Below are 16156 nucleotides of genomic sequence, written 5' to 3'. Positions count from 1 at the left end.
TTATACTTCTGTTAAAAAAGCATCATATCAATTTTTAATTGCATGACTATCAACAATTAACACTACGCTAACATTTCAAGAATAGCCTCAACACATTTCTTTTCAAGATTCATTTAAATAACCAGCAAAATTGTTCTAAAATATACTTTCGTTCCTTCCGTTATGAATATTATTCGTAGATTTATTCTTGTTCCATAAATATACCCCCATGAAAAATTCAAAACTTTTTTTTATTCTTATTGCCTTCATTTTTCTTTCTTGCAATTCTAAAGATTTATTACAGATTGTTTTTAAACTTCCAAAAGAGTTGAAAGAGGCTTCTGCCGTACAGGTTTCTTCTAAATCAGATTTGATCTGGACTATTCAAGATAGTGGTAATGAAGCTGAAATATATGGATTGGATAAAAACGGGGATATTGCACAAACGATTGCTCTTGCTGGCACTCCAAATGTGGACTGGGAGGATTTGACTTCTGATTCTGAAGGTAATTTGTACGTAGGTGATTTTGGTAATAATGATAATCTTAGACAGGATTTATCTATTTATAAGATTAACGGAACAGAATTAACATCAAACGTTGTTACTCCTTCTCAAAAGACGACATTCTATTATCCTCAACAAAAAAAATTCCCTCCAAAAAAGAAGGAATTCCTATATGATGTTGAAGCTTTTTTTCTGCACAATAACTTCTTTTATCTTTTTACTAAAAATAGAAGTTCACAATTTGATGGAACAACCTTTTTATATAAAGTACCCAACAAACCGGGCAATCATGCTGCCGAATTAATTGACTCTTACAAAACCTGTCGAATCTTTAATCATTGTGCTATTACCAGTGCAGACATTAGTCCAAATGGCAAACAGGTTGTTATTCTGAGTAATTCTAAAATCTGGCTCTTAGAAAACTTCAAAGGAGACAATTATTTTAGTGGTACTGCTCAAGAAGTGGAACTTCAACTTGTATCACAAAAAGAAGGTATTTGCTATAAAGATGATTCTACTTTATTAATTACTGACGAACGTAAAAAGAAATCGGGGGGAAATCTTTACTCATTAGACTTAAAATCTCTAAAATTAAAATCCAAGTCCTAAGCCAAACGATAATCTTCCTCCATCACTGGAATGAAAATACGATAGTTTTGCCGTGAGTAGATTCGCTCCATTAAGCCATAGTCCACCTCCAACGGATTGATGCCATTTGTCTGAACTTTCACCATCTAACCAAACACGTCCAAAGTCATATCCTCCAAAAATACCGTAACGCAAAGGGGCAAATCCATTTTCTAGTTTTCCTAAATTTAAACGTAAATCAGAGCTTTGGTAGAATGATCTTTTACCTGCAAATCGTTCGTTTCGGAATCCTCTTAAATTTAGATCACCACCAATATTTGCTGCTTGATAAAATTCATAATCATTACTCAGTAAAACTTTACCATTCAACTGGGTCGCTAATACCCAGTTTCCTCTGGAAGATAGCGGATAATTGAACCCTAAAGATGATTCAATATAAGGCAACTGTCGGTCGGTATCTTTTAAATTCATCTTCCATCCTCCTAGTACTGAGAATGCCATTCCTAATGTTGGATTTGAAACGTTATTAAAGTTTTCATAGGCATATTTTATACTGGCTCCGGCAAAATTTCGGTTGTGAAAAATAATCGGATCCATCAAACCTGGCGTTACAATAAATCGATCGGCAGTTTCTGCTACTTCCATCGCTTCAAATGAGGTTTGTACTGTTACGGAACTTCCTTGTTCTCCATTCCATTGTAATGCTGGTTCTACTTTCAGCATTCTCATTTTTACCCGATTGTAGTTGCGTTTTAAATCCTTATCGAAATTCTGTGTATCATTTCCGTATCCAAAAAAGTTCACACTGAAGTTTGGACTGGTAAATAGTCCATTCAATACAAAATTCCATTTCCCAACAACGTGTGTAAAAATTCCTTTATAGGCTAATTCATATCCTTGGGTAGCAAAGTAATAATTTGCTTTAAGATTGTGTCTTTGTGTGTATGGATAGCGGTTGAATCCGTTTACGGTATAGTTCATCAAAACACCAAGCTTTACTCCATCATCGGGATTGAATCCTATAGAAGGTAATCCTGAAATAGCATTGTACTTTGGCTTTTTATAATCGTATGTGTTTACATCGTAATAATCGGAAAGGAATGTCTTTGCTCCTCCTTCATTATTAATGGTATTGGGTTTTGTTCTGAAATCATAGATATTAACTTTCTTTCCATTTTCTATGGTATAGACATCGTTATTCTGACCTCCTAAAAGGCGTACACGTATATCTTTTCTACCTTTTCCTTTTACTTCATAAACATCATCATCATCGAGTCCATAAATCCATAATTCACGGGTTTCAGAACGGTTATAGGTACGATCATGAACTAGTTCTTCACCTGTTTTTTTCATGCGATACACTTGAACTTGTGTATCTCCTTTAGGCATTCTATTGATTACAAATCGGTCTTTCTTATCGGTTCCGACAATTAGAACTGTTTTTTGTAATACTTTATAATATTTATGGGCATACTTTGCCAGATGTGTTTTACGTATCTTCAAATTATGTTTAATCTCTTTTATCGTTTCATCCTGCATTTCTGGAGGTAAATTCAAGAAAGCTTTATCAATTTCTTTATCGGTAAGTTGCTCACTGATGTATTTTGCCTGATCTAACCATACTTGTTCATCAGACTTTGTAATAAAGGCCAAATCCAGTGGGTATGGCTCCATATTGAACCATTTCACATTACTGATATCGTCCTTAAATGTTTTCATATGACGTAACGCCGGAATATTCATCAAAAGGGATAATAAATTTCCATCATATTTTGTGAATGCTTGATCGCGATCTCTAGGAATAGGGCGATAGACTATGCCTCCATTTTCCTTAAATTCAGACCAGCGCCATTGATCGGAATGACGGTCCCAATCTCCAATGAGCATATCAAACATTCGTGCTCGTATGTATGATTTTTCATCAATGCTGTACTTTTCGTCTTTTCTAAGATTGGCTAATACATCGTCTGTACTTAATATTTTATTGGGTTTACCAAAACTAGCCAAATCTTTGAATTCATCCATCGGACGTTCTTCTACCATATATAATTCATCTCCAAACTCTTCATTAAATAACTTTAATGTAGGTTGTTTTGGAATATAATACAGTACAGGATTTGTATGATAAATCCCCACACTTTCTGCCAAATCTCCTACTACAAATGGTGTATAAGGGTGGGCTGTGGTATAGAAATCTAATAAGAAATTTTCAGCAAATGTATTTTTGAATTCTTTTTCAATGTATTGGTCTTTGAATGCTACAGATTGTAGGAATCGAACAGCGCTTTTCTCTAGGGCACGCATCACATACTCTTTACCGTTTTTATCGACTAATCGCAATGATCTTGATTGATGTCCCCCTCCTGAAATTGTTGGAGTCAATCCACCATATAGTGTATCTAATTTAACTGTTTTTGCAATAATTGGTAAGCTGTAATATTTACGGTAATGTTCTCCCCATAAAAATTTATAGAAGCCTCCTTTTTGGGTCATTTCTGGAGTGTAAACGGAAGCTTTTATTGTTGTATCAAACTTTCCAGAATATTCTTTTAATACCGGTTTAGGACGAAAAGTAGTAGGTTGTTGTTTATACAATAATACTTCTTCATTATTCACTGCTCCATAGTAGGATACTTTTGATGCTCCATTTCCGTACACATCTAATACCGCATAGCCATTTCCACCATAGGAAAAATCATTGTGCTCTATTGCTCTTGCTGGCGCAGTCTTCGAACCTGATCCGCTTATGATTTGTTTAATGTTATCTTCCTCAATGTATTGTAAGTTATGCTCGTGTCCAGAAACTACTATAACATTATTCTTATCTTGAATTAATGTTTTTATGCGTTTTACTAGAGTAGTGTATTTTTTATTTTGAATATCTTGTGGACTTATTCCAGATGTTTTACGTAAAACATTAATAACGGTTCCCAGTATTGGAAGGGGTAAATTTGACTGAAATGGAAATAGTTGTTTTCTCAATGAGAATTGTCCTCCGTGTGGTCCGTTACTCATCAATGGGTGGTGAATAGCAATAACGATTACTTTATTCTGATTTTTATTAATCTGACCTTCTAATTCTTCGAAAAAAGCTTCTCTTGTTTTTATATCGCAATCTTCATTTATTGTGGGGTGATTATCCCAGTTTTCCAAATACCATTGTGAGTCAATTACAATAAGGCTTACAGCATCACTTATATTTATTTTATCGATCGCACAGCTGTTTCTTGGCAAAAAGGATTTTTTATCTTTTAGTGCTTCTTTGACAAATTTTTCTTGGCGTCTTAGTCCATTAATTCCGTCATTCATCCAATCGTGATTGCCTGGAATAAAAACAGTTTTTCCTTTAAAATTTTTACTCAATTGTAGCTGAGTGTTCAGCTTTTCTTCAGCCAAGGTTCTTTTAGCAGTATCATTAGCTTCTGGCATTCCTTCAGGATAAATATTGTCTCCTAAGATTAATAATGTAGCACTACTGTCCGCTGCTTCCAATCGTTTTTCTAATAAGGAAAGTGTTCTTTTTGCCTTTTCTTCGTTTGCATTTCCTGCATCGCCCAAAAGGAAAAAAGTATGGGAAGGTTTCCCTGCTAATGCCGCTTCATCTAACTTTACGGGTTCTTTACTTCCAAATTGTGAATGGTTTGTTGCACAAGAGGTAAAAAAAATAATGACAACAATATACTTTAGTATACTAATATTTCGTTTTGCTAATGCATTAACCCAAAAGAATTTCATAATTTGGTACTGTGTTAAATTTTATATCCATGAATATTACTCAAAAAGCCGAGGATTACGTCTTTCTTCTTTTCAAAGATAAACTTTCTGAAGCATATACTTACCACAATTTTAATCATACTTTAAGAGTGGTACAAAGTGTTTCCGAACTATTAAAAGCAGAACCAACTGATGAAATTTCGTCAACATTGGTACTTTTAGCAGCTTGGTTTCACGATACGGGTTATATTGATGGTTGTAAAAATCACGAACAGAGAAGTGCCGAAATAGCAAGAACTTTCCTTACAGAACAGAACGTTGCAGAGGCAAGCATCCAACAGGTAATTGATTTGATTATGGTTACCGAAATTCACCATATACCAGAAACGACCTTAGAACGCATTATTAAAGATGCTGATTGTTCTCATTTTGCCGATAAAAATTACATTACAATTAGTGAATTATTACGAGAAGAATGGAATCTTACGGCTTCAAAATCATTTACAGATTTAGAGTGGGCAACGGAGAACAGAAAGGTCTTATCAAAATATCATCGTTTTTATACGCCTTATGCCAAAGAGAATTGGCAACATATAAAAGAAAAAAACATTGCTTTACTTCAAGAGAAAATAAATGAGCTTGGAAATCCATCGGGTGGAAAAAAATCGAAATCTGATGTCAACAAAAAGAAACTTGAAAAACTAGAACGTCCAGAACGTGGTATTGAAACCATGTTTCGCGTCACCTTAAATAATCATACCCGATTGAGTGATATTGCGGATAGTAAAGCGAATATTTTGCTTTCTGTAAATGCGATTATCATTTCTATTTCTCTTTCTACCTTAATCCCTAAACTGGATAGTCCTTCTAATGCGCATTTAGTAATACCAACTTTCACGCTTTTAATGTTTAGTGTGGTTTGCATTATTTTTGCCATATTATCGACCAAGCCAAAAGTAACGACTGGTACATTTTCACACCAAGAAATCATTGATCGAAAAGTCAATTTATTATTCTTTGGGAATTTCCACAAGATGCCTTTGGAGGAATACCAATGGGCCATGGGCGAACTGATGAAAGATCGCGATTACCTTTACTCTTCCATGATTAAGGATTTATACTTCTTGGGATTAGTGCTGAATAGAAAATACAAATTGTTGCGCATTACCTACATCATCTTTATGATTGGTATAATTGTATCGGTATTTTCATTTGTTTGGGCATTCCAATCGATTGTTGCAAATTAATCAATCGAAATCTCTCTTAATAAATCTTGATAGCTGTATGTTTTTTGATTCTGAGCCGTTTCATTAAATAATACACTGATACGAATTGCTTTCAATCCAGAAACGCCTTGTAGGTCTTCTACTTCAAGCATTTCAATATCGGGTCCTACAATGTTTTTGAATTGTAAAAACTGAATGTATCGAATGTATTCCAACTCTTCTGAATGTTGGGAGTATACAATTGTTATTTTCCCTTTCTCCGTAATGCGCTCATCAGAATCTTTTACATGGGCTTTATCAATACGTTTTTTCACCACTTCATAACGGGCATTGTAACTACCATCGACATCAAAACGTTTTTCATCCATTCTGAATCGGATTGATATTGGTGAATTGAACACCAGAATCAATGAGGTAACATCCAATTGGTATGGTAATGTAGGTTTCAAATAGTAATATTGATTTTCCATTTCGCACATTGTTTGCAACTGCCATAATCTTAGATTATACAGATACAGTTTATCAAATTTTTGATCTTGTGCAATGGAATCTCCTATGTATAGGTTATGTTCTACACCATCGGTTTTGAATCGCTCGTAATAATGTGGGTAATATTCCTGAGCTTCTCTTTGTTTTTGATCTAGAATAGCTGCTAATTTCTTGTTGATAAACGAAAGGGTTGTATCAAACTTTTTGCGTGATTCATAAATCGTTTCTAAATTTTCATCTAGTCTAGAGAAATAGTCTTCAATCATTTGCTTTATCGTCACATCTTCTGATTGGAAATGTTTGATAATCGGATTGATTTCAGTTTTTATATAGTTCTGGATACTCAGTTCTGTATCAGCTTTGAATTGCAGATTCAGTTCTTCTAAAAGACGGCTTAATTCAAAGCGTTTTTGTTCAAAAATAGGTAGCTGGCATTCTTCATTTCCTTTATCAAAAATGGCCAGTAATAATTTTATTTGTGTCGAAATATCAGACAATGTTGTTTCATTTCTCGTATCTGAAGATCCTTTAATATCAATTTGTCCATACAAAGGATATACTTCTGGAAATACAATTTCTCGCAGGATATAGTCTTGCCCATTGGCTAAATTATTGACATATTGTGAACCCTCTTTTCTAAATTTCCAGTATACGCTTGGATGAATTGTTGTATATTCTTTTTGAATCACGGCTTCCACCTGATTCTGTAAGTCAGAATAATAACGGTTTATTGTATCTACAATGTAGGGCATTACAATATCCAGTTTATTAGCATTTAAACTATTCAATTCTTTCGGTCTGGAAGAAACTAATTCCAAAACCCCTAGTAATTTATCATTTTTCATCACCGGAGCCATGATACAACTTCTTACATTTTGCTTGAGCAAGTGTTTGGCTAGTGTTTCATTTTCTCCACCTTCAAAGAATTCTTCTACATCGGATATGGCAAAATATTTTTTGTTTTCTATCAGGGTTTCAAAAGAGCATCCACACAAAGCTGTTTTACAGTCTACCGCAACTTCATTTGAAAGAATATAACTGTGTATATTGCTATTAAAGGCCGCTGCACTAAAGGTATCATCCTCTTGATTGAAGGTTGTAAAACCAGTACGTAAATCGGCAATATTAAAAATAGATCTAAAAATAGTTTCAAAATCCTGAGGCATATATTCTGCATCAGCAGCATCGGGTCCTACTAATAAATTTGTTTTTAGATTTGAAATAGCACTTTCTACTGTAGTATCAATTAGTGTAACGATACCAAAGCCTTTCATAACCCAACTTCCTACTGGGAATTTCTCTTTCCATAAAGCTATATTATCATAGCTGTCCATCAAAAGTCTAATATCCTCGGAGGTTATTTCTTTTGATTTATCGGTTGGTAAAATATCAATAAAATCGGCATTATATAAAATCTTATAATGTCTTATTACGCCTGCTTTATCTGGGATATCGTAGTATAATGGTTTTTTAAAATCGAAGTGTTGTCCATAGAAGCTATTCAAAATCAAACAGCAACTCATGATATAGAATTGGTCATCATTAAAATCACGGATTGTGATATCAAAATCAGTTCCTGCTTCTTTTAAAATATTCGCAAATCGATCGGTATAATTGAATACAATATTTTGGAAAGGGATACTTACAGCTTTAATTTCATTTAGAGTTAAAGCAGTTGGAAATAAATCCGCTAAAAGATATTTTATCAGCTTGCTATGCTTTTCGATTTCCTCTAGGCTTCTCAATCCATCGCGCAATTCAGGAAAGGGTTGGATTTCGGTCAGTAACGCTTTTGCATAATTTGCCCGATAATCTACATCTGTAAGTGCAATCTTCTCCAGGCTTTCAATTACCTTATGGAAAGATATTTGAAATTTAAACGGGTTCTCTTCATAGCCTACATAATCCATAATCTCTTCTGCTGAATTGTACGGTGCAAATTTACGAAATATTCAGCAATCAAGTATTTTTATGTACATGTATTATATCGGATTAACTTTTTTTTCTGATTATGATTTTTATCATATTTTTTGGTTTAAAATAGCAGCAATTTTGTTGGTATAAAACAGCAGTATATGATTCATTCTTTCCATATTCCAGTTCTAGGACTAGGATATTCTATTGATTCTCCTTTGAAGGTTGCCCGTTACGGAATTACTTCGGTCGTTTCAATTGTTGATGATATTTTGATTGAAGAAATGCGAAAATTCCATTGTGCTCAACAAAACCTACCTTTTGAACCTTTTTTGCCCCACATCGAAGATTCACGAGCAAAGAGGATTACGGCTTATCTTAATCTTATGCAGGATTTAGTGAATCAACAATTTGATCAAATTCAAAATCAGGAATTTATTTCCCCAAATGATATTCTGAAGTATTTTGAATTATTACCGGATAGCTCCAGTTATAAGCAATTGTATAATCAAATGTTGAGTACTTCTAACCGAGGGGTTAAAGCGTACTTACAACAAAAGCTTCGCTCACTCATGAAACCGGGCGCTATTGATGTTAATATCATGGCTAAGGTTGATAAAACGAATGTTGATGCAACTGGTAAAGCATTGGATGATGTTTATAGTGATGCATTAGCTGCTTTTCGAGGGTATGCTCAGAGTAATTTAGAGTCTTCTATCATTCTTTCTGCTGGAATGAATCCTAGATTGTATAGTTACATTGAGCGTTTTGAAGATTTTTTCCCTTCGGAAAATGGAACCATTAAAAAACAAATCGTTTTAAAAGTGAGCGACTTTAGGTCTGCCTTAATTCAGGGTAAGTTCCTCGCAAAAAAAGGGATCTGGGTATCAGAATTTCGAATTGAATCTGGATTAAATTGTGGTGGACATGCTTTTGCTACCGATGGTTATCTTCTGGGGCCTATTTTGGAAGAATTTAAAACAAAGAAATCGGATATGATTTCTGAATTATATGCGCTTTATCAAAGGGCTTTGATTGAGCGTGACAAAACTATTCCTACTAGCATTCCTACTATGCGTATTAGTGCTCAGGGAGGAATAGGAACTACCGCAGAACAGAATTTCTTATTGAATTATTACAATCTGGACATTACTGGTTGGGGAAGTCCTTTCTTATTGGTTCCTGAAGCTACGAATGTGGACGAGGATACTTTAAAGCGTCTTACGACTGCCACGGCAGATGATTTTTATATTAGCAATGCTTCTCCATTGAATGTTCCCTTCAATCATTTTAGGGATAGTACAGTGGAAGAACAACGACTGGAACGTATTGCAAAAGGAAGGCCGGGAAATCCGTGCAAAAAGAAATTTTTAGTTTCCAATACAGAGTTTGGTGTTACTCCTTTATGTACTGCTTCACGAGAATATCAGCATTTGAAAATCAAACAGCTGGGTACAGAGAATTTATCCGAAACGGAATATAAATTGGCTTTTGATACTATCACCGAAAAAATTTGTTTGTGTGATAGTTTGTGTTCTTCTGTTTACATCAAAAATAACACGATAAAACCGCGTCAGAACAAAGCAGTTGCTATTTGTCCCGGACCGAATATTGTTCATTTTTCTAAGACTTATTCTCTAGAAGAAATGGTGCAGCATATTTATGGAAAAGTTCATTTGTTTGATACAGAAAAGCGTTCTCATCTTTTTATTAATGAGCTTCAACTATACGTTGATTATTTCAAGAAAGACCTCAACAATCATTTGACTACTTTAAATGATCGAAAGAAAAAACACTTAAATAATTTCAAGGCACAGTTGTTGAATGGCATAGAATATTACAAGCAATTGATTCCTAACATAACGCTCGAAACGGATCATTTCAAGCAAAAAATGCAGGATGAGCTTTTGGCATTAGAATATAAACTTATCGCATTATCGATCTCTCTTTAATTAAATAGTCCCGTTTCAATATATTTTGAAACGGGACTATTGTTTTATGTTCTTATCTCTACTTATTCTTTCACCAGAATTTTATATTCCCATGGTTTGAATACTAGTTTCTGATCTTTTGAAAGGGTCATTTTTTGCCCAGACATATAATCAGTATAGGTACCTTCAATCGGTGTAGTAAAGGTTTGATCTTTTTTCGTCATATTCCCAACAAAATATACTTGCTTACTGTCTTTGGCTCTCTCAAAAGCTAGGATGTTCGCATCCGAAGAGGTTGCTATTCTGGTATAAGAAGCTGCTTTTTTACCTCCGTTTAAGGCTACATTATTGTTTTTTAAGACTCCTAATTTCTCATAAACTTCATACATTTTCCCTTTTTCTTTGATTAAGGTATCTTTCTCGAAGAAACGCAAGCGTTTTTTGAAATCATATTCTTGTCCATTATAAATCAAGGGCATTCCTGGCGCTGTAAAAGTTAAGGCTGCAAATAATTCTACTGCATCACCCATACGCTCATATTCTGTTCCATTCCATGAATTTTCATCATGGTTGGATGTGAAATACATCGTAAAATCGTCTGCTTGGAATACAGTATCTTTTTTCACGATATAGTCATCCCATGCTTTTACATTCTTTTTACCTTGCGCAATTTCATTCATAATGTGGTGTGATTCCCACCCGTATGCCATATCGAATGCTTTTTTCATCAAGTCAGCTTTTTCAGCTTCTGCTAACATAAAAACAGGTTTTACTTTATTTAACTCTGGCGTTGCTTCTTCCCAGAAATCTGTAGGCACTTCTCCTGCTACATCACAACGGAATCCATCAATATCGGTTGTTGTAATCCAATATTTCATTTCGTTAATCATTTCTTTTCTCATGGCTTTGTTGTCAAAGTTTAATTCGGCAACATCGGTCCAATCGTAAGGGGCAATGATTTTTCCATCTTTATCTTTTGTATAGTAGTCTGGGTGATCTACAGTCCATTGATGATCCCAAGCTGTATGGTTTGCCACCCAGTCAAGGATTACATAAATTCCATTCTCATGGGCAGTTTTTACCAATGTTTTGAAATCTTCTAAGGTTCCAAATTCTGGATTAATACCTTTATAATCTTTAATGGAATAATAACTTCCTAATCCTTCTTTTCTATTTTTTTCTCCAATTGGATAGATTGGCATTACCCAAATAATCTTTACGCCCATCTTTTTCAAGCTTGGAATATCTTTTGTAAATGCCGCAAAAGTCCCTTCTGGTGAGTATTGACGAATATTGGCTTCATAGATTACTGAATTTTCCATCAAGGCTTCACTAACGGGTGCTAGTGTTTCTTTGACAGCAGCTACTTCTGTTGATTTCTTATCGTCTTTACAGCTTATTAACGCTGCGAGGCAAAGACCTAAAAGAATTGTTTTTTTCATAGTAGAGTTTTTAGTTATTTATTATAATTGCTATTATTTTGACCATTCAAAATTTATGTCCTGAACGGTGTCTTTAGTCCATGATAGGGTAATTTCAACTGTATTTTCTGTTGCGTTCCAAGTAAAGGATTCTTCTTTCTTTGCTACTGTTACTTTTCTTGGTTTCTGTGCGACATTATGGATGATGAGCTTTACTTCTTTGTTCATTCCAGTGTAGTGCGCTCCTGTTTCGCCTTGAAGCGAAATGGCTAGGTTATTTTTCTTGGTATTACTTTTAAAATGTAAGTACTCGAATTGTCCTTTTTCATAGGCATCAGGTGTAAGTCCATCGTCATCGTATAGATTTCCTTCACTTGCAGTTACAGTCGCATCATAGTAATAGTGTAATTGGAATTTTTTAAGCGTATATTCTTTGGTACTTTGAATTGTTGAAATCATTGGAATAAATGCTCCTCCTCTTACAAATACCGGAATATGATCGGCTACAACAGCAACCGTTTGCTTTGTTCCTCCTTCGTGTTTCTTCCCACTATAAAAATCGAACCAGTTATTTTTTGCTGGAAAATAAACTTCTTGTTGTGTAATTCCTGCCTTTACGATTGGGCTCACTAAAAATTCATTTCCCCATAAGTAGGTATCGGCCGTTAGTAATGCAGTTGCATTATTGGGTTCATCAAAAAATAATGGACGCATTAACGGTGTTCCTTTTTGATTATTTTCAAAGGCAATCGTATAATTATAGGGTAATAACTGATATCTTAATTCAATTGCTTTCTTCGCCAATGCTTTTGTTTTTCCTTCTTTAAAAACTGGTTCAGAAGCTACTTCTTCTTGTGCATGTGGCCTGTATATGGGTTGAAAAACACCGTATTGTAACCAACGGGTATACAATTCATTGTCTAGATTACTTCCTGCAAATCCTCCTAAATCGGAATGCATATATCCTAATCCTTGCATTCCCATCTGCAAAGCAATTTCAGTTTGTGGTTGTAATCCACCCCAACTTCTACTCACGTCACCTGACCACGGAATTAATCCGAAGCGTTGTGATCCAGAGTATCCGGAACGCATTAGTATAAATGGCCTTTGGTTTGAAAAATCTTTTTGATAGCCTTCAAAAACTAATTTTGCCCATTCGTGTCCATAGATATTATGTACCTCATCTGCTGTTCCTGTAGCATGACGTAAAGCGGATGGATGTACTTCGGGTTCTCCTAAATCTCCCCACCATCCTGCAACGCCTTGTTTATTTAAATCTTTATAGATATCCCAAAACCAATTTCTTGCTTCGGATTTAAAAAGGTCTATTAATCCTGTATTTCCAAAGAAGAAATCATAGGTGAATGGTTTTCCAAATTTATCGGTTGCCAAAACTTTTTCATCAACAGCTTCTTTCCAACGGTTGGATGTTGTTAAAATAAATGGTTCAGTAATCAGTATTGTTTTTACACCTTTTTCATTAAAATCTGCCATCATTTTTTCAGGTTCCGGAAAGCTATCTCTGCTGAATGCTAAATTCCCCATAGTTCCTTTTACCTCTTTTCCGAACCAGTATAAATCCAAAATTATAGCGTCTAATGGAATTTTTTCTGCTTGAAATTTAGCAACTGTTGCTCTGGTTTCTTTTTCTGAATGGTAACCAAATCGGCTCGAAAAGTTTCCTAATGCCCATCGGGGTAACAGCGGTTGTTTCCCTGTTAAGCCAACATAATTGTGTACTAATTCTTTCCAAGTATCTGCGGCAATAACCTGATAGGTCATTCGGCCACTAATAGTTTCGTAGGTTAATGTATTGTCTTTTTTACTATCTAAATCCAGATAACCTATTGGAGCATTATCAAAATGTACAGTATAGATTTTTGATGACATTACAATGGGCAACGTAAAATTCATTAACTCAGAATGGGTCTCGTATCCGTAATGTGCCTTATTGTACAATTGTAATCGATTTCCTCGTCGGTTCATTCCTAATACTCTTGCTCCTCCTCCATATAATACTTCTGAGGATTCAAGATTGAATTCTAATTGCTTTACGCTGTCCTTCTGGATATAACCTTTTTTTTCAGAAAGTAAAAATTTGTTTTTATAGCTATAACTAATCTTAAAGGGGTTCTTTTCTATTGTAACCACCATTCCTTTGGTTACATACTCTAGTTTACTTTTTGTGGCTTTAATTTTGGCGAAGTTGCTTTCCGGTTGTAATACAACAGCATGGGATAACGGATTGAATGTTTCTCCTTTTGGAATAAAAGAAGTTTCAATTATTGCCTCACTATAGGCTTTAATATGATACGTTCCTTCATTCGTCGTAATTTCTAAATATCCATTTTCTGTTTTGAAATCTTCAAATTTTCTGTTTGCATTTTGTGCTTTTAATTCTGTTATTCCAGCGCATAACACAAGGCCTAACACAAGATAGAGGAATTGTTGTGGTTTCAAAATTGAATTTAAATTAATCATATTTATTATTCTTTATTCGTTTAATTCCAAAATCAAAACTGATTTTGGCTCCATACTGACTTGTCCTTTCAACTCTATTCTTGCGCCTGTTAAAACTTCTTTTCCGCTTTGGTACGTTTGTAGATTTTCTGAGAAGCGTTGTGTTTTTACTTCTTGATTTTCAACACTATTGTTAATCAATATCATTACGGTTTGATCATCAGTATATCTGAAATAAACATATACATTGTTCTCGGGTATATAGTGTGTCGTTTTTCCAGAATGTATGGCTTTATTCCCTTTTCTCCATTGGAATAATTGAGCTGTAAAATCGAAATACTGTTGTTGTTCTGTTGTTCTTCCTGCTTTTGTGAAAGCATTGTTTGTATCTCCTTTCCAACCGCCTGGAAAATCTAATCGTATGGCTGCATCTCCTTCATCTTTATTTCCTGCCATTCCTATTTCACTACCATAGTACAGCTGTGGTATTCCACGTACAGTAGCAATTAGAGCCATAGTCATTTTATATTTTTTAAAATCATTTTTATACAAATGATTAATACGATGGGTATCGTGATTTTCTGCAAAAATCAATAGATTATTTACATCGGGATACAGAAAATCGTTTACAAAATTATCGTAGACTTTTATCATCCCGTCAGACCATCCTTCTTTATCTTCATTGAATACCGAAGTCACAGCATCGTGTAAGGTAAAATCCATTACACTAGGCAGGTAGGAATTGTAATTTTTAATGGCACCTATCTTACTGTCTTTTTGCCAAAAAGCAATTTGTGCCTGATCGTGCATCCAAACTTCCCCTACAATATTGAAATAGGGATATTCATCGGTTATGGATTTTGTCCATTGTGCAATTGCTGCTTTGTCATTATAGGAATAAGTATCTACACGGAATCCGTCTAGGTTTGCATATTCAATCCACCAAATTGCATTTTGAGTCAGATAATTTAGCACTAATGGATTTGATTGATTCAAATCGGGCATCGTATCTACGAACCAACCGTCCAGACAATATTTTGTATCAATTTGAGAAGCATTCGGATCATATTGTGTCGCCATTCTATAATTTGATTTTGCATAACCCGGAAATTGATGAATCCAATTGTAGGTTGGTAAATCTTTAATCATCCAATGTTGCGCCCCCCAATGATTGGTTACATAATCCATGACTAGTTTCATGTCTCGTTTGTGTAGTTCATCCGCCAGTCGTAGATAATCTTCATTTGTTCCGTATCGTGGATCTATCTTATACACATCGGATTGTCCATAAGTATGGTAGGAATAAACGGGATCGTTGTCTTCTAAAAGTGGTGTGCTCCAAAGTGTGGTAGCTCCCAGTTCTTTGATGTAATCCAAGTGGTTAATAATTCCTTGTATATCGCCACCATGTCTTCCACCCGGCAAACTTCGGTTTACTTTTTCTGTTGTTGTTTTGTGTGAATCATTACTGGTATCACCATTTGCAAATCGATCGGGCATAATCAAATACATCATATCGGATGCATCATAACTTTTGCGATGAGCTGAATTTTCTTTTCTAGCTTTAAAAGTATAGTCTTTTGTAAAAGCTGTTTTGTTGTTGTTTTTAAAGGAGAAACGGATGGTTCCTGCTTTTACATTTTTGGTATCGATGGTAATGAATACATAGTTTGGATTTTCTGTTTTCAGAACTTCCTTGATTATTATAGCATCGCTTACTGTGGGTTGATATTGAGCAATGTTTTTACCATAGAATAGAATCTGTAAATCGGAATGCTTCATATCTGTCCACCAAAATGGAGGTTCTACTCGATCAATTTGCGCAAATACCGATCCATGTATCAGGAGTAAGAGCACTATTATTTTAGTAAAAAACTTCATATTTATTTATTTTATGATCGTATTCCGATTCTACAGATTATTCTTTTC

At 34.7% G+C, this 16156-nt stretch carries 8 protein-coding genes; 3 read left to right on the top strand and 5 right to left on the bottom strand.

The genetic code is table 11. The features are described from left to right. Positions 1 to 208: 208 nt before the first annotated feature. Positions 209 to 1093 (top strand): SdiA-regulated/phytase-like domain-containing protein, encoded by an 885-nt coding sequence (locus tag P6733_RS02355; RefSeq protein ID WP_306349985.1) that lies wholly within the window; start codon positions 209 to 211, stop codon positions 1091 to 1093. Here the strand turns inward: P6733_RS02355 and P6733_RS02350 are convergent. Further along, a complete protein-coding gene (locus P6733_RS02350; RefSeq protein WP_306349984.1) occupies positions 1076 to 4807 on the bottom strand; it encodes a metallophosphoesterase in 3732 nt (1243 codons plus the stop codon). The two genes, P6733_RS02355 and P6733_RS02350, sit on opposite strands and share 18 nt — an antisense overlap. 29 nt (positions 4808 to 4836) lie before the next feature. Here P6733_RS02350 and P6733_RS02345 point away from each other — a divergent pair, with 29 nt between their 5' ends. Continuing rightward, a complete protein-coding gene (locus P6733_RS02345; protein ID WP_306349983.1) occupies positions 4837 to 6033 on the top strand; it encodes a Pycsar system effector family protein in 1197 nt (398 codons plus the stop codon). On the opposite strand, the gene P6733_RS02340 is transcribed toward P6733_RS02345, so the two are convergent. Next, a complete protein-coding gene (locus P6733_RS02340; RefSeq protein WP_306349982.1) occupies positions 6030 to 8411 on the bottom strand; it encodes a GAF domain-containing protein in 2382 nt (793 codons plus the stop codon). The genes P6733_RS02345 and P6733_RS02340 overlap by 4 nt on opposite strands. A 165-nt stretch (positions 8412 to 8576) precedes the next feature. Between P6733_RS02340 and P6733_RS02335 the strand changes: the two genes are divergently transcribed. Continuing rightward, positions 8577 to 10367 (top strand): hypothetical protein, encoded by a 1791-nt coding sequence (locus P6733_RS02335; protein WP_306349981.1) that lies wholly within the window; start codon positions 8577 to 8579, stop codon positions 10365 to 10367. Between the two features lie 62 nt (positions 10368 to 10429). Here P6733_RS02335 and P6733_RS02330 read toward each other — a convergent pair whose 3' ends face one another. The 3 genes from P6733_RS02330 to P6733_RS02320 are packed head-to-tail and all read right to left on the bottom strand — an operon-like array spanning position 10430 to position 16108. After that, entirely contained in the window at positions 10430 to 11788 is a 1359-nt protein-coding gene (locus tag P6733_RS02330; protein WP_306349980.1) for an alpha-amylase family glycosyl hydrolase, read from the bottom strand. Between the two features lie 33 nt (positions 11789 to 11821). Further along, complete coding sequence (locus P6733_RS02325; RefSeq protein ID WP_306349979.1) at positions 11822 to 14248, bottom strand: glycoside hydrolase family 31 protein; 2427 nt, start codon at positions 14246 to 14248, stop codon at positions 11822 to 11824. Positions 14249 to 14260: 12 nt separating this feature from the next. Further along, the gene (locus P6733_RS02320) at positions 14261 to 16108 is read right to left on the bottom strand and encodes a glycoside hydrolase family 13 protein (RefSeq protein WP_306349978.1); all 1848 of its coding nucleotides are present in this window, start codon (positions 16106 to 16108) and stop codon (positions 14261 to 14263) included. Positions 16109 to 16156 lie beyond the last annotated feature (48 nt).

The organism is Flavobacterium aerium, assembly GCF_030766725.1.
GTDB classification, from domain to species: domain Bacteria; phylum Bacteroidota; class Bacteroidia; order Flavobacteriales; family Flavobacteriaceae; genus Flavobacterium; species Flavobacterium aerium.
Note: the sequence above shows the minus strand (reverse complement) of the source record. Positions and strands in the feature narration are given on the sequence as shown.